Source organism: Qipengyuania sp. ABI-127-1 (genome assembly GCA_022953095.1).
GTDB lineage: Bacteria > Pseudomonadota > Alphaproteobacteria > Sphingomonadales > Sphingomonadaceae > Qipengyuania.
Genome location: JALJCR010000004.1, coordinates 1 through 16,148 on the forward strand (window position 1 = coordinate 1; position 16,148 = coordinate 16,148).

16 protein-coding genes, 1 tRNA gene and 1 pseudogene are annotated in these 16,148 nt (G+C 63.7%); 4 read left to right on the plus strand and 14 right to left on the minus strand.

What is annotated here, in order from left to right; all coding sequences use genetic code 11:
- A pseudogene (locus MUY37_RS14860) lies at window positions 1-115 on the minus strand (electron transfer flavoprotein subunit beta/FixA family protein); the annotation flags it as partial.
- 201 nt (window positions 116-316) lie between these two features.
- Between MUY37_RS14860 and MUY37_RS14865 the strand changes: the two are divergent.
- Complete coding sequence (locus MUY37_RS14865; RefSeq protein ID WP_499196143.1) at window positions 317-826, plus strand: DUF6265 family protein; 510 nt, start codon at window positions 317-319, stop codon at window positions 824-826.
- 19 nt (window positions 827-845) lie between these two features.
- On the opposite strand, the gene sucC is transcribed toward MUY37_RS14865, so the two are convergent.
- Window positions 846-2,045 carry an ADP-forming succinate--CoA ligase subunit beta gene (sucC, locus tag MUY37_RS14870; protein ID WP_499196144.1) on the minus strand — a complete coding sequence of 400 codons (1,200 nt, stop codon included), beginning with the start codon at window positions 2,043-2,045 and terminating at the stop codon, window positions 846-848.
- A gap of 119 nt (window positions 2,046-2,164) precedes the next feature.
- Here sucC and MUY37_RS14875 point away from each other — a divergent pair, with 119 nt between their 5' ends.
- On the plus strand, window positions 2,165-2,932 hold the full coding sequence (locus MUY37_RS14875; protein WP_499196145.1) for a 3'(2'),5'-bisphosphate nucleotidase CysQ: 768 nt from the start codon (window positions 2,165-2,167) through the stop codon (window positions 2,930-2,932).
- 198 nt (window positions 2,933-3,130) lie between these two features.
- Here MUY37_RS14875 and MUY37_RS14880 read toward each other — a convergent pair whose 3' ends face one another.
- Window positions 3,131-3,826: a YiaD family glycine zipper/OmpA-like lipoprotein gene (locus MUY37_RS14880; protein WP_499196146.1), complete on the minus strand. Its 696-nt coding sequence runs from the start codon at window positions 3,824-3,826 to the stop codon at window positions 3,131-3,133.
- A gap of 187 nt (window positions 3,827-4,013) precedes the next feature.
- Here MUY37_RS14880 and MUY37_RS14885 point away from each other — a divergent pair, with 187 nt between their 5' ends.
- Window positions 4,014-5,333, plus strand: coding sequence for a hemolysin family protein (locus MUY37_RS14885; RefSeq protein WP_499196147.1), 1,320 nt, complete (start codon window positions 4,014-4,016; stop codon window positions 5,331-5,333).
- Window positions 5,334-5,584: 251 nt separating this feature from the next.
- On the opposite strand, the gene MUY37_RS14890 is transcribed toward MUY37_RS14885, so the two are convergent.
- From MUY37_RS14890 to MUY37_RS14935, 10 genes are all read right to left on the minus strand, one after another.
- The gene (locus MUY37_RS14890) at window positions 5,585-5,995 is read right to left on the minus strand and encodes a DUF3035 domain-containing protein (protein WP_499196148.1); all 411 of its coding nucleotides are present in this window, start codon (window positions 5,993-5,995) and stop codon (window positions 5,585-5,587) included.
- Complete coding sequence (lspA, locus tag MUY37_RS14895) at window positions 5,992-6,543, minus strand: signal peptidase II (RefSeq protein ID WP_499196149.1); 552 nt, start codon at window positions 6,541-6,543, stop codon at window positions 5,992-5,994. Before lspA ends, MUY37_RS14890 begins: the two co-directional genes overlap by 4 nt.
- On the minus strand, window positions 6,540-9,584 hold the full coding sequence (ileS, locus tag MUY37_RS14900; RefSeq protein WP_499196150.1) for an isoleucine--tRNA ligase: 3,045 nt from the start codon (window positions 9,582-9,584) through the stop codon (window positions 6,540-6,542). The genes lspA and ileS overlap by 4 nt, the downstream gene beginning before the upstream one ends.
- A gap of 47 nt (window positions 9,585-9,631) precedes the next feature.
- Window positions 9,632-10,558: a bifunctional riboflavin kinase/FAD synthetase gene (locus MUY37_RS14905; protein WP_499196151.1), complete on the minus strand. Its 927-nt coding sequence runs from the start codon at window positions 10,556-10,558 to the stop codon at window positions 9,632-9,634.
- Entirely contained in the window at window positions 10,555-11,733 is a 1,179-nt protein-coding gene (locus tag MUY37_RS14910) for a dipeptidase (RefSeq protein ID WP_499196152.1), read from the minus strand. The genes MUY37_RS14905 and MUY37_RS14910 overlap by 4 nt, the downstream gene beginning before the upstream one ends.
- Window positions 11,733-12,227, minus strand: a complete 495-nt coding sequence (locus tag MUY37_RS14915) for a dihydrofolate reductase (RefSeq protein ID WP_499196153.1) — start codon at window positions 12,225-12,227, stop codon at window positions 11,733-11,735. The genes MUY37_RS14910 and MUY37_RS14915 overlap by 1 nt, the downstream gene beginning before the upstream one ends.
- Window positions 12,224-13,279, minus strand: a complete 1,056-nt coding sequence (locus MUY37_RS14920; protein WP_499196154.1) for a 5-(carboxyamino)imidazole ribonucleotide synthase — start codon at window positions 13,277-13,279, stop codon at window positions 12,224-12,226. The genes MUY37_RS14915 and MUY37_RS14920 overlap by 4 nt, the downstream gene beginning before the upstream one ends.
- A complete protein-coding gene (gene purE / locus MUY37_RS14925) occupies window positions 13,279-13,761 on the minus strand; it encodes a 5-(carboxyamino)imidazole ribonucleotide mutase (protein WP_499196155.1) in 483 nt (160 codons plus the stop codon). The genes MUY37_RS14920 and purE overlap by 1 nt, the downstream gene beginning before the upstream one ends.
- A 1-nt stretch (window position 13,762) precedes the next feature.
- On the minus strand, window positions 13,763-14,449 hold the full coding sequence (gene gpmA / locus MUY37_RS14930) for a 2,3-diphosphoglycerate-dependent phosphoglycerate mutase (RefSeq protein WP_499196156.1): 687 nt from the start codon (window positions 14,447-14,449) through the stop codon (window positions 13,763-13,765).
- A gap of 128 nt (window positions 14,450-14,577) precedes the next feature.
- Window positions 14,578-14,721, minus strand: coding sequence for a hypothetical protein (locus MUY37_RS14935; protein WP_499196157.1), 144 nt, complete (start codon window positions 14,719-14,721; stop codon window positions 14,578-14,580).
- 114 nt (window positions 14,722-14,835) lie between these two features.
- Between MUY37_RS14935 and MUY37_RS14940 the strand changes: the two genes are divergently transcribed.
- Window positions 14,836-14,910: transfer RNA gene (locus tag MUY37_RS14940), tRNA-Thr, on the plus strand.
- A 298-nt stretch (window positions 14,911-15,208) separates the two neighbouring features.
- Here the strand turns inward: MUY37_RS14940 and MUY37_RS14945 are convergent.
- Complete coding sequence (locus tag MUY37_RS14945; protein ID WP_499196158.1) at window positions 15,209-16,105, minus strand: SDR family oxidoreductase; 897 nt, start codon at window positions 16,103-16,105, stop codon at window positions 15,209-15,211.
- Window positions 16,106-16,148: the final 43 nt, after the last annotated feature.

Consider the following 16,148-nt stretch of genomic DNA (forward strand, 5'->3'; position numbering starts at 1 on the left):
CGAACGGGTTCATGCTCATCTTGACGTTGGCAAGATCAACGCCAGACCCATCCGCCTTCACGCGCGGCTTGACGTTGTAATCGATCACCCGCTTCACGGGGACGAGGATTTTCATGCAATACCTTCCTCTCGACTTGAAACCTGTGCCGCCCGCCTAGCTTGCGTTTACGTAAACGTCAAGCAAGGCGGTGTGCCGGAACGTGACACTTGGCCGATCCCTCGCGCGGCGCGCGGGACAGGTCAAGCGGCGGATGGCTCAGTCTTTACTATGGTTGGCGCGAGGCATAGTTTCACGCCACGAGACAGGAGGTGTCCCATGCGCGTTTGGCCCCTAATCGCAAGCCTTTCGGGGCTGATTTCCAATCCGCTACTGGCGCAGGAGACACGCACCGCGCCCGATGGCCATGTGCCGCCTCCGGCGACGCTGGAGCAGATGGGCTGGCTGGTCGGTCACTGGGCGGGCGAAGGCATCGGTGGTCAGCCTGCCTACGAAAGCTGGCTCCCGCCAACAGGCGGAACGATGGTCGGCACCTTCGTCCAGCAAGCCGATGCGGAGACGATTCGCTTCACCGAACATCTCTACCTGATGGAGGAAGAGGGCACGCTGGTCCTGCGCCTCAAGCACTTCAATGCCGACCTGACCGGATGGGAGGAGAAGGACGACATGCTCACCTTCCGCCTCATCGCCATGGAGCCATGCGCGGCCTATTTCCGCTCCCTGACCTTGCGCTGCGACGGCGAGAACGGGTTGCTCGCCGCCGTGCGCATGAAGAGCAATGGCAGCGAGATCAACGAACTGATTTTCCGCTTCGAGCGGACGAACTGAGCCGAAGCGTGGCGGCCGGTCAGGCCGCCTGCTTCACCTCGGCGACGATCTTACGGGCAGCGTCGCCCAGGTCGTCGGCGCTGACGATCGGGAGGCCCGAATTGTCGAGGATAGCCTTGCCCTCTTCGACATTGGTGCCTTCGAGGCGCACGACCAGCGGAACCGAAAGGTTCACGTCCTTCGCCGCCTGAACAATACCGTTGGCGATGACGTCGCACTTCATGATGCCGCCGAAGATGTTGACGAGGATACCCTCGACCGCCGGGTCCTTGAGGATGATCTTGAACGCCGCGGTGACCTTCTCGGTCGTCGCGCCGCCGCCCACGTCGAGGAAGTTGGCCGGGAAAGCACCGTTCAGCTTGATGATGTCCATCGTCGCCATGGCGAGGCCTGCGCCATTGACCATGCAGCCAATGTTGCCGTCAAGCTTGATGTAGGCGAGATCGTATTCGCTCGCTTCGACTTCGGCCGGGTCTTCCTCGGTCTCGTCCCGCAGCGCTTCGACATCCTTGTGGCGGAACAGCGCATTGCCGTCGAAGCTCATCTTGGTGTCGAGGACGAGGAGATTGCCGTCTTCGGTTTCAACCAGCGGGTTGATCTCGAGCATTTCGCAATCGAGATCCATGAAGGCGGTGTAAAGCTGCCTGGCCAGCTTCTGCGCCTGCTTGTTGAGATCGCCCGTCAGCTTGAGCGCGAAGGCCACCGCGCGGCCATGGTGCGGCATGAAGCCCTGCGCCGGGTCGATGGTGATGGTGGTGATCTTTTCCGGCGTCGAATGCGCGACTTCCTCGATGTCCATGCCGCCTTCGGTCGAAACGATCATGGCGACGCGGCCCGTGGCGCGGTCGACCAGCATAGAGAGGTAATATTCCTCGGCGATATCGACCCCGTCGGTCACATAGAGGCGGTTGACCTGCTTGCCCGCATCGCCGGTCTGCACGGTCACCAGCGTGTTACCGAGCATTTCCCTGGCGTTCGCTTCGACTTCCTCAATGCTCTTGGACAGGCGCACGCCGCCCTTCGCATCCGGGCCGAGTTCCTTGAACTTACCCTTGCCGCGCCCGCCGGCATGGATTTGCGCCTTGACGACATAAAGCGGACCCGGAAGCTGCTTGGCACCTTCGACCGCTTCCTCCACGGTCAGCGCGGCATGACCGGCGGGGATGCCGATACCGTATTTCGCGAGCAGTTCCTTGGCCTGGTATTCGTGAATGTTCATGTCGAAGCGTCGTCCTTCGCGTGATGCGCGTGGGGGAGTTGGGTGTCGCGTGGGCCATAAGCATGTCTGGGCGCGCTTGAAAAGACCGACTTTCCGGTACATTGGCGACCCGAGCACCCATGATCGACAGCAAGCGCCTGGAATCCATCGTCTCCGAAGCGGGACGGATCGCCTTCGGCCTGTGGCCGGGGGCGGGGAACGCCTTGGATTCATGGGAGAAGAAACCCGGAGACCCGGTTTGCGAGGCGGACCTAGCGGTCGATGCCTTTCTCAAGCGAGAGCTGGGGGCGCTGCTCCCCTCGGCCGGATGGCTGTCCGAGGAAACCGCCGACGATTCGTCTCGTCTCGATCATGACCTGATCTGGTTGGTCGATCCCGTGGACGGGACGCGCGATTTCATTCGCGGACGAACCGGCTGGGCGGTGTCCGTCGCGCTGATCAGCGCTGGTCGGCCGCTCATCGGTACGCTGTGCGCGCCGGCGCGAGGGGAAGTCTGGCAGGCCGTTGCCGGACAGGGGGCGTTTCGCAACGGCAAGAGGCTTCATGCCAGCACGCGGCGGGAATTTCCCGGATCGCGCGTGCCTGCCTTTGCTCTGCCCAAGACCGATGGCGATCTGATCACCGTCGACCAGCCCAACTCGATAGCGCTGCGTATTGCCATGGTGGCCGCCGACGAGGCCGACCTTGTCGCCACCGTGCGCTGGGGTTTCGAATGGGATATTGCCGCGGCCGGAATGATCGCGCGCGAGGCGGGGGCCGCGGTTAGCGACGCCTATGGCAACAAGCTGGATTACAACAAGCGCGACCCGCGTGCTTTCGGAGTCCTGGTCAGCGCGCCCGATATCCATGGAGCAGCGGTCGAGCGCTTGGCGAAGCGGATTGGGTAGGCTGATATGAGGTGCGCCACCGACCTCCGTCGATAGCTCGCGGCTGCACCGGCCCCCCATAAGTTACCGTGCCGTGGGTGGCCGGGTGGGGGAGTGGGCCGGTGCAGAACGGTCAGGACGGAGGTCCTGACCCCACGCAAAAAGGGCCGACCCGAAGGCCGACCCCGAATGGTTGCGGATATTGCGAAGGGCGGGCGTCTAGTACCCCTGTCCCTGCGCTGCCTGCACATCCTGCTCGTCGAAAGGAATGATCTTGATCTCGACGCGCCGGTTGAGCGGTTCGTTCACGCCATCGGCGGTCTGAACCTTGAGCCGCGTTTCGCCGAAACCCATCCAGCGAATGCGCGAAGAGCTGACCCCGCGCGAGATCAGATAGTTGGACACCGCTTGCGCCCGCTGTTCGGATAGGCGCTGGTTCGACTGCGCCGAACCGACCGTGTCGGTATGGCCGTACACATCGATCAGGCTGTTGGGATATTGCGTGAGGCTGCTCGCCACGCGATCGAGCAGGTCGCGGAAGCCCGGCGAGATCGTGTAGCTGCCGGTGGCAAAGGTCACGCCGTCGGGCAGGTTGACGAGGATCGCTTCCCCACCATCGGTTTCCGAAACGTCGACACCGGATCCGGCGGTCTGTTCTTTCAGTTCCTTGATCTGCTGGTCCATCTTGTAACCGACCGCGCCGCCGGCAACGCCGCCTGCGGCCGCGCCGATGATGCGCCCGGTCTTGCCGCCGATCACCCCGCCAAGCAGGCCCCCGACGATGGCGCCCCCGGCCCCGCCGAGAACGGTGCGCGAGACTTTTCTCTCGCCGGTGTTGGGATCGGTGACACAGGCCGAAACGGTCATAAGCGATACGGCGGCCAGGCTGGCGGTAAGAATGCGCGACTTTTTCATATGATATTCCCCATCATGTGTAGCTCCAGGCCCGAATAAGGGGGCCGAGGCCGGGCGAACGGTACCGGACGCGCCCACCCGCGTCACATCTGCCCAAACCGCTCAGTCACCGCAGCGTTCCAGCGCAATTGCAGATAAGTCGCACAGCCCGCTGGCACGAGGCGGGTTTTGTGCTAGCCCCCGCCCTGTGACACCCTTTCCTTGGACCGACCTGCTGATCATTGCCGGGCTGATCGTGCTGAATGGCGTTTTCGCCATGAGTGAACTGGCCATCGTCTCTGCCCGTACCGCCCGCCTCAGGGCGGCGGCGCAGCAGGGGAACGGCGGCGCCAAGATTGCGCTGGAACTGGCAGCGGAGCCGGGCAAGTTCCTTTCCACGGTCCAAATCGGAATCACATTGATCGGGATCGTTGCCGGGGCTTATTCGGGCTCGAGCCTTGGCGGCCCCGTGGGCGAGCGTCTCGCCGCTATCGGTTTCCCGACCGGCTGGGCGCAGGAGGCGGGCTTCGCCGCGGTCATAGCCGTGACGACCTATCTCAGCCTCGTGGTCGGCGAGCTGGTGCCCAAACAGGTCGCGCTGCGCGCTGCGGTGCCGATCGCGATTGTCATGGCACGGCCCATGGAGATGTTGGCGCGAATCGCCGCTCCGGTGGTGTGGTTGCTGGATATATCCTCTGGCGCACTCATCCGTCTGCTTGGCGTAAGGCCGGCGGGTCAGAGCGCGGTGACCGCCGAAGAACTCCATATGCTGTTCGCCGAGGCGACACGCTCGGGTGTGATCGAACATGAACAACATCAGATGTTGCAGGGTGTCGTCCGCCTCGCCCAGCGGCCCGTGCGTGAATTGATGACGCCGCGTACCGAGGTCGATTGGATCGATATCGAAGCCGATCAAGATGCGATTCGCGCTGTGCTCGATGAAAGCCCTCATTCGCTGCTGCCGGTGGCGGAAGGGTCGCCCGACAAGATTTTGGGCGTGGTCAAGGTGCGCGAGATCCTGACCCGGCTGGTGGCGAAGCAGGCGGTCGATCTGCAGTCGTTGATGATCAAGGCGGAGGTCGTGCCCGACCAGCTCGATGCCGTGGACGCTCTACGGGTTCTGCAGCAGGCAGAGGTCGCGATGGCCATGGTCCACGACGAATACGGGCATCTCGACGGGATCGTCACGCCGGTCGACCTGCTGACCGCGCTGGTCGGCGATTTTGTCAGCGATCAGGATCCGGGCGAAGCGCCGGGTATCGTCGAACGTGAGGATGGCAGCCTTCTGGTCGCGGGTTCGCTTTCCGCCGACGTTCTCGCGGATCGGCTGGCGATCGAATATGGCGAGGACCGCGAATTTGGCACGGCTGCCGGTTTTGCCTTGCACGTCCTGAAGCGCCTTCCCGGCGAAGGCGATTATTTCACCGATCAGGGCTGGCGTTTCGAGGTGATCGATATGGATGGCCGACGTATCGACAAGCTGCTGGTGAGCCGCGAGAGCAATGCCGTTCCAACGGCAGAGGGCTAAAGAAGAGAGGTTTTTGTTTGGCCTCAAGCACCGGCGGGCCTGTCCGGGTCCTTAGGCTATCCTCGTTCACGCGACCTGGCGGTCGCATTTGCCTCGCCTACGGTTCGGAACTTTCGCCAACATCAGGATTCGCACCAGGTCCGGGCCGGGGGAGGCCCGGCAAGGCCACGTGGCCGCACCGCAGCGGGTGCAGCTTGCTGCATGTCGAGCGAGGACGAACCCGCGGAGGCGGGTTCGCAAAACAAAAGCCCTTACCCGGGGATCACCGCACTCGCGCTCGCACCGTCGCCTTCGGGCGCGGCAATGATGTCGCGGGTCACGCTGCCCTTGGCGACAGTCGCGGTATCCGGGTCACCCACAGCGCTGCGGATTCCAGGTGCCGCGGTTCCTGCGCGTTCGAGCAGGCTCGTCTCCACGTCGCTGCGTGCCTGCGGGCCGCCAAAGAGCGCTTCGAGAGTCTGCTGTGCCGCGCTGCCTTCGGCCGGGCGCGGGGCGCCGGGCTGCGGGGGAACGAGGTTGAATTCGGGCGGCACCACCAAGGGAGCCTGGCGCTGGACGGCGAATTCGTCGGGCCGGTCACGGTTGAGCAGGCCCCCGCCACCGCAGGCTGCGGTCATGGCGCCGAGGCCGGCGATCAGGGCGATACGGGCGTATTGGGTCATTGCTTGCTCTCCGCGGCGTCGGCCGCCTTGTTGTTCATGAGGCCATCGACCTCTTGTTCATCCTTGTCGCGCATGAAGAAGGCCCGCGCAAGGACGATGACTACGCCGATGGTGATAGCCGCATCGGCGACGTTGAAAATGAGGAAGGGGCGAAAATCCCCGAAATGCAGATCGGCGAAATCGACGACATAGCCGAACGCGTAGCGGTCCTTGATATTGCCCAGCGCCCCGCCGAGGATCAGCGACAGCGCGAGGATATCGCCGAGCAGTTTTTCGCGCAGCATCCACACCGTCACGACCAGCGCGATCAGTGCGGTGACGAGGACCAGGCCCCAGCGCATTTCGGGGCTGGTCGCCTCGAACATACCCAGCGACACGCCGAAATTGCGCGTGAAGCGCAGGTCGAAGATCGGCAGAAGTTCCATGGCGTCGCCGACCCGGTCGATACCGAGCACTTTGGTGACGTAATTCTTGCTCCACTGATCGGCGGCAAAGATCGCCAGCGCGACCACACAGCCGATCAGGCGGTTCTTCATCACGGCGTTCATCGGGCGGCATCCCATTGGGCGACGACGGGCTGACAGCGATCGCACAGATCGCCGTCTTCCTCGACCGATGGCAGTAGGCGCCAGCAGCGCCCGCACTTGCTTTCGTTTGTCCGTGTGACCGTCACCGTGTCGCTATCGCTGCGGGTGACTGACGCGGTGATGAACAGTTCCGCGAGATCGGCATCGCTGAAGCCTTCGGGCACCGCCGCGGCGGGCACGACCACGTCGGCCTCCAGCCCCGAGCGGATCACCTTGTCGCGCCGCAGTGGCTCGATCGCTTCCATCACGTCTTCACGCAATTCGCGCAGCTTGTCCCACCGGGCGCCATCTGCGCCGACCCCGGGAACCTGTGGCCATTCAAGCAGGTGGACGCTGCCACCGTCGGGATAGCGGGTCGACCACACTTCCTCGGCAGTGAACACCAGCACCGGCGCGGCATAGCGGACCAGCGCGTGGAACAGCAGGTCGAGCACGGTGCGATAGGCATTGCGCTTCACGCTGTCCGGCCCGTCGCAATAGAGCACGTCCTTGCGGATATCGAAGTAGAAGGCCGACAGGTCCTCGTTGCAGAAATCGACCAGCAGCCGCGTATAGGCGGTGAAGTCGTAATTCTCCGCCGCCTGGCGCAGCTTTCCGTCGAGATCGGCGAGCAGGGCGAGGACGTAGAGCTCCAGTTCGGGCACTTCGCCGACATCGCTCATATCGCCGACAAATCCGTCAAGCGCGCCGAGCAGATAGCGGAAGGTGTTGCGCAGCTTCCGGTACTGGTCGCCCGTACCTTTGAGGATCTCGTCGCCGATGCGGTGATCCTCGGTCGAATCGACGCTCAGTGCCCACAGGCGGATGATGTCCGCCCCGTACTGTTCCATGACCTTGAGCGGATCGATCGTGTTACCGAGGCTCTTGGACATCTTGCGCCCGTCGCTGGCCATGGTGAAGCCATGCGTCAGCACCTGGTCGTAGGGCGCCCGGCCGCGCGTGGCGCAGCTTTCGAGCAGCGAGGACTGGAACCAGCCGCGATGCTGGTCGCTGCCCTCGAGATAGAGATCGGCGGGCCATTTGAGCGCAGGCCAGCGCCCGCTTTCCAGCGTAAAAGCGTGGGTGCAGCCCGAATCGAACCAGACGTCGAGAATGTCGGTGACCATCTCGAACTCGTCCGGATCGTGCTCGGGGCCGAGGAATTCGGCCTTGCGCGCCTCGTCCCAGGCATCGACGCCGTCTTCGCGCACCGCGACGACGACGCGGGCGTTGACGTCCGGGTCTTGCAAATAGGAACCGTCAGGCCGCACGAACAGCGTGATCGGCACGCCCCAGGCGCGCTGGCGCGAGAGCACCCAGTCGGGGCGGCCTTCGACCATCGAGCCGATCCGGCGGCGCCCCTTCTCGGGCACGAAGCGCACGCGCTCGATTTCGGACATGGCGCGTTCCCTCAACGTCGTCCCAGCTTTCGCTGGGACGACGTCTAACGGCTTGTCCATCGGCACGAACCATTGGGGTGTGCAGCGATAGATTACCTTGGCTTTCGAGCGCCACGAATGCGGGTAGGAGTGTTCGTAATCGGCACTCGCCGATAGCAGCGCGCCCGCTTCGCGCAGATCCGAACAGATCGGGCCTTCGGGCGCATTGAACGGCTTGTTGATGACGCTGCGCCGACGCTCGTCCTCGCCGCCGAGCCACGGCCAGTCGTCGCGATAGCGCCCATCGGCCATGACCGCGAAGACCGGCTCGATCCCATGCTCGCGGCAGAGCAGGAAGTCGTCCTCGCCATGGTCGGGCGACATGTGGACGAGACCGGTGCCGCTATCGGTGGTGACGAAATCGCCCGGCAGGAAGGGTCGCGGCTTGGCGTAGAATGCGAGCGCCTTTTCCCACGCCGCGACCTGACTACCGTCGTCGCCCCGGACTTGATCCGGGGTGGTGCTGCCTTCCGCTGCCATCGCAGAAGAGAAGCCTTGGCCCGGATCAAGTCCGGGCTGACGGGAGAGGAGGAGGTCGTAGATGGGATGACGCGCGACGGTCCCGGCGAGGTCGGAGCCTCGCAGTTTGCCGCGAACGCCATACTCCAAACCATACTTCGGCTGAGTAAGATTCGCAGGATTCTCCCGCATTAGCTGGTTGAGAAGCCTTCCCTTAAGTTGTTCAGCTAGCTCTGCCGCCACTAGGACGGTCTTGCCGCTCCACGGATGGTCCAATGGTGTCGATTTTGTATGCTGAGCATCGACGTCTTCGAGCGCGTTGAACGCGACAAACTCGAGCCTAACATACTCAACCTCCGGACCGTATGCGATCGCCTGGTTCACCGGGATCGTCCAAGGCGTCGTCGTCCACACTACCGCATGCGCGCCGACCAGCTCCTCGATCGGGCTCTCAGTGATCTCGAACGCTACGTCGATCTGCGGGCTGTCGGTCAGGTCCTCGTATTCGACCTCGGCCTCGGCCAGCGCGGTTTCTTCCACCGGGCTCCACATTACCGGCTTCGAGCCGCGATAGAGATTGCCTGCTTCGGCGAATTTCATCAGCTCGGCAACGATGGTCGCCTCGCTTTCGAACTGCATCGTCAGATAGGGATTGTCCCAGTCGCCCATGATGCCGAGGCGCTTCAACTGCTCGCGCTGCACATCGACCCATTTCTGGGCGTAGGCGCGGCATTCGGCGCGGAATTCCTTCGGCTGGACCTCGTTCTTGCTGCGCTTTTTCTTGCGGTATTGCTCCTCGACCTTCCATTCGATCGGCAGGCCGTGGCAATCCCAGCCGGGGACATAGGGCGCGTCCTTGCCCATCAGGTTCTGCGTGCGGCAGACCATGTCCTTGAGCGTGTGGTTGAGCGCGTGCCCGATATGCATGTCGCCATTGGCGTAGGGCGGGCCGTCATGCAGGATGAATTTCTCGCGCCCGGCGCGCGCTTCGCGCAGTTGGCGGTAAAGCCCTTCCTCTTCCCAGCGCGCGGCAATCTTCGGCTCCTTTGCGGGGAGGCCGGCCTTCATGGGAAAATCGGTCTTGGGCAGGAAGACCGTGTCTCTGTAATCGCGCTTCTCGGACATAGAGGCGAGCCGCTAACCGAATTGGGGCGCGGTGGAAAGAGTTTCGGTCAGCCGAGCAGCCGCCTGGCCTCGTCGCAATCCTTTTCCATCTGGGCAATCAGCCCCTCGAGCGAATCGAACTTCGCCTCGCCGCGCAGGAAGTGGTGGAAGGCGACTTCGATTTCCTGCCCGTAGAGATCGCCGGAGAAATCGAAGAAATAGGGCTCGAGCAATTCCTTGGGCGGGTCGAATTGCGGGCGCACGCCGATATTGGCCGCGCCCTTCAGTTCCTGCCCGGTCGACAGGATGCGCCCGGTCACGGCGTAGACGCCGTATTTCGGGCGCAGATATTGTTCGACCGGCAGGTTCGCCGTGGGATAGCCGATTTCGCGCCCGCGCTTGTCGCCGTGCTGAACCACGCCGCGAATGGCGAAGGGGCGGGTAAGCAGGCGCGCAGCCTCCTGCGGATCGCCCTCGCGCAGCGCATCGCGCACCCGGCTGGAGGATACGGGCTTTCCGCCATCCATCACCGGCGGCACTGCGCGCGCCTCGATCCCGACATCCCTGCCGAGGCTCACCAGGTTGTCGAAATTGCCGCCCCGCGCCTTGCCGAAGGTGAAATCCTCGCCGGTAACGACGCCCGCGACGCCGAGATGATCGCCGAGCAGCCTGCCCACGAAATCCTCTGCCGTGGTCCCGGCCAGTTCGCCGTCGAAATGGAACACCAGCATCGCGGTCGCCCCGGCGGCGATATAGTGTTCCTGCCGCTGTTCGAGCGTCGTCAGCCGGAAAGGCGGTGCATCGGGTTTGAAATGGCGCACCGGATGCGGATCGAATGTCGCGATGATCGAGGGACGGCCTTCCGCGCGCGCCCAGCGAATCGCCTCGCCCGCCACGGCCTGGTGGCCGAGGTGAAAGCCGTCGAAATTGCCCAATGCGATGATCGCGCCACGCAGGCTCTCGGGCAGCGGTTCGCGGTGATCGAGCCATCTCATCGCGTGGTCTCCTGCGGCACCAGCCCTTCACCGATCACCCGCAGCGCATTGCCACCCATCGCCGCGCGAATCTCGTCCTCGGTGAAACCCTCGTCGAGCAGCGCCTGCGTAACCTGGGTCAGTTGCGAGGTATCGAAGCGCACGGTGACCGCGCCGTCATAGTCGCTGCCCAGCGCCACATGTTCGATCCCGACTAGGTCGCGAATATGTTTCATCGCCCTGGCGGTGGCGCGCGGCGAGGTGTCGCACACCGCGCCTTCCCAATAGCCGACACCGATGATCCCGCCGGTCGCCGCGACCCCGCGAATTTCTGCGTCGGTGAGGTTGCGGTTTTCCTGGCAGGTCGCCTGCACGCCGCCATGGCTGGAGACCACCGGCCGCTGCGCCATGGCGAGTACCTCGGCGACGCATTGGTGGCTGCAATGGGCGATATCGACGATCATCCCCATGCGCTCCATCCGGCGGATCACATCGCGCCCCATCGGTGTGAGGCCGCCCTTTTCGATCCCGTGCATCGACCCGGCCAGTTCGTTGTCGAAGAAATGAGTGAGCCCCGCCATGCGCATGCCTGCCGCATAAAGCCGGTCGAGATTGTCGGGATTGCCTTGGAGGCTTTGCAGGCCTTCGGCGCTGAACAGGGCGCCGACCGGCTTGGAGGCGTCCTTACGTGCCGCCATCAGGCGATCGAGGTCCGCCGGGGTCCAGACCTGATAGATTTCTTCGCGCCCGGCCTCGAATGCCCGCTCCAGTTTCTCGGCATGCCATAGCGAGCGTTCGAGCAGGCTACCCCAGGTTCGCACCGGCTGCATCTGGCCGATCGCCAGCAGCGTAATGTTGTCGCTGTCGGCGGAATTCGAATCGTAGTTCTGCCCTCGCGGGGTTTTAGTCACGCTGGAGAAGACCTGCAGCGCGACATTGCCTTCGCGCAGCCGCGGCAGGTCGACATGGCCGCGCTCCGCCCGGTCGAGGATATCGCGCTTCCAAAGCAATGTATCGGCATGGAGGTCGACGATTTCGAGGCTGGCGTGCAACGCCCTCGCCTCGTCCGAGATTTCGATCAGCGGCTTGCCATCGATCTTGTTCATGTCCCGCTCGGCCATTCCCGGTACGAGCAGGAAGAACCCGGCGAGCGCGACGAGGATCAGGCCGAGGATGCCCATGAGCAGCTTGCGCATCACGCCGCGCGCTCCAGCGTGACGAAGCTATAGGCAGGCAGGTCGCCTTCGCTTGCGAAATCCTCGCGGCCGATCACGTTCCATTCGGGACCGAGCGGTTTCATGAAAGTGTCGCCTTCGAATTCCGCGTGAATTTCGGTCAGCTCGATACGGTCGGCATGTTCCCTGAACACGTCGTATATCGCAGCGCCGCCGATGACGGCCACGTCGCCGTCTCCTGCGACAGACAGCGCCTCTTCGACTGAACGCACAATTTCCGCGCCCGTCGAATCCCAGCGCTCGCGGCGGGTCAGTACGATATGACGGCGGCCCGGCAGCAGGCCCGGCAGGCTCTCGAAGGTCTTGCGGCCCATGATCATCGGCAGGCCTTGGTTCTCTTGGCCCATGGTCAGCGCCTTGAAGCGCTTCAGATCGGCGGGCAGGTGCCATGGCAGCACGCCGTCTTTGCCGATGCAGCCATTGGCCGCGCGGGCATAGATCAGGAACAGGCTCACCGTTCGAGCCGGGTCACATGGCCCATCTTGCGTCCCTCGCGGACCTCGGCCTTGCCGTAATCGTGCAGGTGCGTGTCGACCGCGGCCAGCTGTTCTTGCGCCGTCTTGATGTCGGCGCCGATGATGTTCGTCATGGTGACGGATCTGGCGATGGTCGCCGTATCGCCCAGCGGTAGGCCAGCGACCGCGCGAATGTGGTTCTCGAACTGGCTGGTGACCGCGCCCTCGATCGTCCAGTGGCCCGAATTGTGCACGCGCGGGGCCATCTCGTTGAAGATCGGCCCTTCATGCGTGGCGAAGAATTCAAGCGTCAGCACGCCGACATATTTCAGCGCATCGGCGACCTGGCGGGCCAGCTCGCGCGCTTCGTCCACCTGGGCTTCGATGATGTCGCCCGCGGGCAGGGTGGAAGCGGCCAGAATGCCATTTTCATGCGTGTTGCGCGCCGAATCCCAAAACCGGATTTCGCCATCCTGTCCGCGCACGACTATGATCGAGAATTCGGCCTCGAACTCGACGAAACCTTCGTAGATCAGCGGGACGTCGGGCAGATGCAGGCCCTGTGCATCGCGGTCCGATCCGATCCGCCACTGGCCCTTGCCGTCATAGCCGTCCCGCCGGGTCTTGAGGATGCCGGGCGCGCCCAGCCGATCGACCGCCGCCTCGAGATCGCTGCGCGAATCGACCCGTGCATAAGCGGCGGGTCGGCCGCCAAGCCCTTCCACGAAGCGCTTCTCGGCGAGGCGATCCTGGGCCGTTTCGAGCGCGCGTGGATGCGGAAAAATGCGTCCTTCCGGCATAGCATTGGCCGTGGCGACGGGTACGTTCTCGAATTCCCAGGTGACTACGTCGCACTGCGCGGCAAAGGCGGCAAGGGCTGCTGTTTCGTTCCACTTGTTCACGAACAGATCGTCGCACACCTGATTGACGACATTGTCGCCTTCGGGCGCGTAGGCGATGCAGCGATAGCCCAATTGTGCGGCGCTCACGGCCATCATTCGGCCAAGTTGCCCACCGCCGAGGATACCGATTGTCGAACCGCGCTTCAGCATCAGTCGACGGGGCGCTCGGTCACGGCTGCGCTGCGCGCCGCGCGCCAATCCTGCAGGCGCTGCGAAAGCGCGGAGTCGTGATTGGCGAGGATCGCGGCGGCAAGCAGGCCCGCATTGGTCGCGCCCGCCTTGCCGATAGCCAGTGTTCCAACCGGTACGCCGGCGGGCATCTGGACGATCGAAAGCAGGCTGTCCTCGCCCGACAAGGCCCTTGACTGTACGGGCACGCCAAGCACCGGAACATGGGTCAGCGCGGCGATCATGCCGGGCAAATGCGCGGCGCCACCCGCGCCTGCAATAATTACCTCGAAGCCCGCATCTGCCGCGCCCTTGGCGAAATCATACATGCGATCCGGCGTTCGATGGGCCGAGACGATACGCACATCGCTTTCGACACCCAGCTCTTCGAGCACCTCGGCGGCGCAGGTCATGGTGTCCCAATCGGACTGGCTGCCCATGACGATGGCGACCTTGGCGTTCATCTCAGGCATCCTTTAGATAGTAGCGGTCGCCCGACACCTGCATGCCGTCGAATTCATAGACGATCGGTTGGCCGGTCGGAATTTCGAGACCGGTAATCTCGTCGTCCGAAATGTTCGACAGATGCTTCACCAGCGCGCGCAAGGAATTGCCATGGGCGGAGATGATGACCGTTTCGCCCTTGCCGAGTTGCGGCAGGATCGCGCTTTCCCAATAGGGCAGCACGCGCTCGATGGTGAGCTTGAGGCTTTCGGTGCGCGGCACGTCGATCCCCGCATAGCGCGGGTCGTTCGACAGATCGAATTCGCTGCCCGGCTCGAGCTCGGGTGGGGGCACGTCGAAGCTACGGCGCCAGACATGGACCTGTTCGTCGCCATGCTTCTCCCGTGTCTGCTGCTTGTCGAGGCCGGTCAGCCCGCCATAGTGGCGCTCGTTCAAATGCCAGTCGCGCGTGACCGGGATCCACAGGCGGTCGCAGGCTTCGAGCGCGATGTTGAGCGTCTTGATTGCACGCTTCTGGACGCTGGTGAACGCAGTGGTGGGCAGCACGCCCTTGGCTTTCATCAGCTCGCCTGCCTCGCGCGCTTCGGCCACACCCTTTTCCGTGAGGTCGACATCCCACCAGCCGGTGAAGCGGTTGGCGAGATTCCACTCGCTCTGGCCGTGGCGGACAAGGATGAGTTTCGACATATCTGCTCCCGTTTCCGGTTCCAGCCCACTCCCCCGGCACCCACGGCAAGATACTGTCCGGGTGGCCGGGTGGGGAGTGGGCTGGAACCGCATCCCCGCGTAAGCGGGACAACAATGAGCAAGGCGCGTTAGCTGGCCGTATCGTCCTTGGAAAGGCCTTGCTCGTCCGATTCGCGCATTTCCCGCCCCTGCGCCTTGCGGCGGCGCAGGTTCTCACGAAGTTTCGCAGCGAGCCGCTCCTCGCGTGTCATCTTGTCATTTCGGGCGTTCATGGCGCATTCCTTTTGCGAAAATCGGCTCCAGCCGCAAGCGAAGGTTGACTTATGCGCCGCGTCTGCCATTAGCGCGCGCCTCCACCCCGCTGGCATTTCCGGCGGGCACGACGTGCTGCTGTAGCTCAGTGGTAGAGCGCACCCTTGGTAAGGGTGAGGCCGGGAGTTCAATCCTCCCCAGCAGCACCATTTTTCGAAGAAAAATGGATTCCTTGTTTTTCGCACCGACATCCGTCGGCGCGTCCTCGCTATGCGTGCAGCAAGCTGCACCCGCTGCGGGGCGGCCGCTTGACCTTGCCGGGCCATCTCGGCCCGGATCGCGGGCGTCCCTCAGGGTTTGCAATAGTCTCCGAGCCGTCAGGCGAGGCTAGCGCGACTGCGCCCCCGCAGCGACGCGCCCGAAGGGCGTGTGAGCGAGGATAGCCTAAGGCCGCGGGCGCGGCCGTCGGCGCCTGAGGCTCAACAAAAACCGAATGCGCTGCGGGACCTAGGTCGATCTATCCGCCTTATCCTTGGCATTCGTGCCCTTGATCATCGCGCGCATCGCTTCCCACTGCTCGTCGCCCATGTCCTTGAGCGCGGTGTAGAAGTTGCCGCCATGCGTCTGGAAACCGCCGCCGTCGATGGCGATCGTCTGGCCGTTTACCCAAGCCGCACCCGGCCCCATCAGAAAGACGGCGAGATTGGCGATTTCGTGCATTTCGCCATGGCGGCCCATCGGGTTCATATCATCGTGAGAATTGCCGCCCCTCCCGCCGGGCGAAAGGCGCGCGCTCATCCCGTCGGTGGGGAATAGACCCGGCGCGATGGCATTGAAGCGCAAGCCATAGCGGCCCCATTCCACCGCGAGGCTCTGCGTCATCGCATTCAGGCCCGCTTTGCTCATGGCGCTCGGCACCACGAAGGGGCCGCCGTTCCATATCCACGTGGTCAGGATGGAGAGGAAGCTGGCCTTGCGGCCTTCTTCGATCAGCCGCTTGCCCACATCGAGCGTGACGTAGAAGCTGCCGCGGAAGACGATGTCGCTGATGGCATTGAAGCCATTGACCGAAAGATCCTCGGTCCGGCTGATGAAGTTGCCTGCGGCATTGTTGACCACACCGGTAAGCGGCCCACTGTCCCAGATCGCATCGACCATGGCATGGATCGCATCGGGATCGCGGATGTCGCAGGCATGTCCGACGATCTTTCCGCCGTGCCTCTCGCCGAGTTCCTTGGCCGCCTCGTCGAGCTTGCCCTGACGCCGCCCGCAAATATGCACTTCGGCGCCGAGTTTGAGGAAGGCTTCCGCCATTTCCTTGCCAAGTCCGGTGCCGCCGCCGGTGACGAGGATGCGCTCGCCCTCCATCAGGCCCTCGCGAAACATCAGCCTTGAAGTATCCATCGCTATCTCCTCTGCCCGGGCAGAGTCCTACTCGAATGTCTGC

What these genes read in the sequence shown, in the direction of transcription:
- MUY37_RS14865 (WP_499196143.1), top strand. Translation starts at nt 317, where the DNA reads ATGCGCGTTTGGCCCCTAATCGCAAGCCTTTCGGGGCTGATTTCCAAT.
- sucC (WP_499196144.1), bottom strand. Translation starts at nt 2,045, where the DNA reads ATGAACATTCACGAATACCAGGCCAAGGAACTGCTCGCGAAATACGGT.
- MUY37_RS14875 (WP_499196145.1), top strand. Translation starts at nt 2,165, where the DNA reads ATGATCGACAGCAAGCGCCTGGAATCCATCGTCTCCGAAGCGGGACGG.
- MUY37_RS14880 (WP_499196146.1), bottom strand. Translation starts at nt 3,826, where the DNA reads ATGAAAAAGTCGCGCATTCTTACCGCCAGCCTGGCCGCCGTATCGCTT.
- MUY37_RS14890 (WP_499196148.1), bottom strand. Translation starts at nt 5,995, where the DNA reads ATGACCCAATACGCCCGTATCGCCCTGATCGCCGGCCTCGGCGCCATG.
- lspA (WP_499196149.1), bottom strand. Translation starts at nt 6,543, where the DNA reads ATGAACGCCGTGATGAAGAACCGCCTGATCGGCTGTGTGGTCGCGCTG.
- ileS (WP_499196150.1), bottom strand. Translation starts at nt 9,584, where the DNA reads ATGTCCGAGAAGCGCGATTACAGAGACACGGTCTTCCTGCCCAAGACC.
- MUY37_RS14905 (WP_499196151.1), bottom strand. Translation starts at nt 10,558, where the DNA reads ATGAGATGGCTCGATCACCGCGAACCGCTGCCCGAGAGCCTGCGTGGC.
- MUY37_RS14910 (WP_499196152.1), bottom strand. Translation starts at nt 11,733, where the DNA reads ATGCGCAAGCTGCTCATGGGCATCCTCGGCCTGATCCTCGTCGCGCTC.
- MUY37_RS14920 (WP_499196154.1), bottom strand. Translation starts at nt 13,279, where the DNA reads ATGCTGAAGCGCGGTTCGACAATCGGTATCCTCGGCGGTGGGCAACTT.
- purE (WP_499196155.1), bottom strand. Translation starts at nt 13,761, where the DNA reads ATGAACGCCAAGGTCGCCATCGTCATGGGCAGCCAGTCCGATTGGGAC.
- gpmA (WP_499196156.1), bottom strand. Translation starts at nt 14,449, where the DNA reads ATGTCGAAACTCATCCTTGTCCGCCACGGCCAGAGCGAGTGGAATCTC.
- MUY37_RS14935 (WP_499196157.1), bottom strand. Translation starts at nt 14,721, where the DNA reads ATGAACGCCCGAAATGACAAGATGACACGCGAGGAGCGGCTCGCTGCG.
- MUY37_RS14945 (WP_499196158.1), bottom strand. Translation starts at nt 16,105, where the DNA reads ATGGATACTTCAAGGCTGATGTTTCGCGAGGGCCTGATGGAGGGCGAG.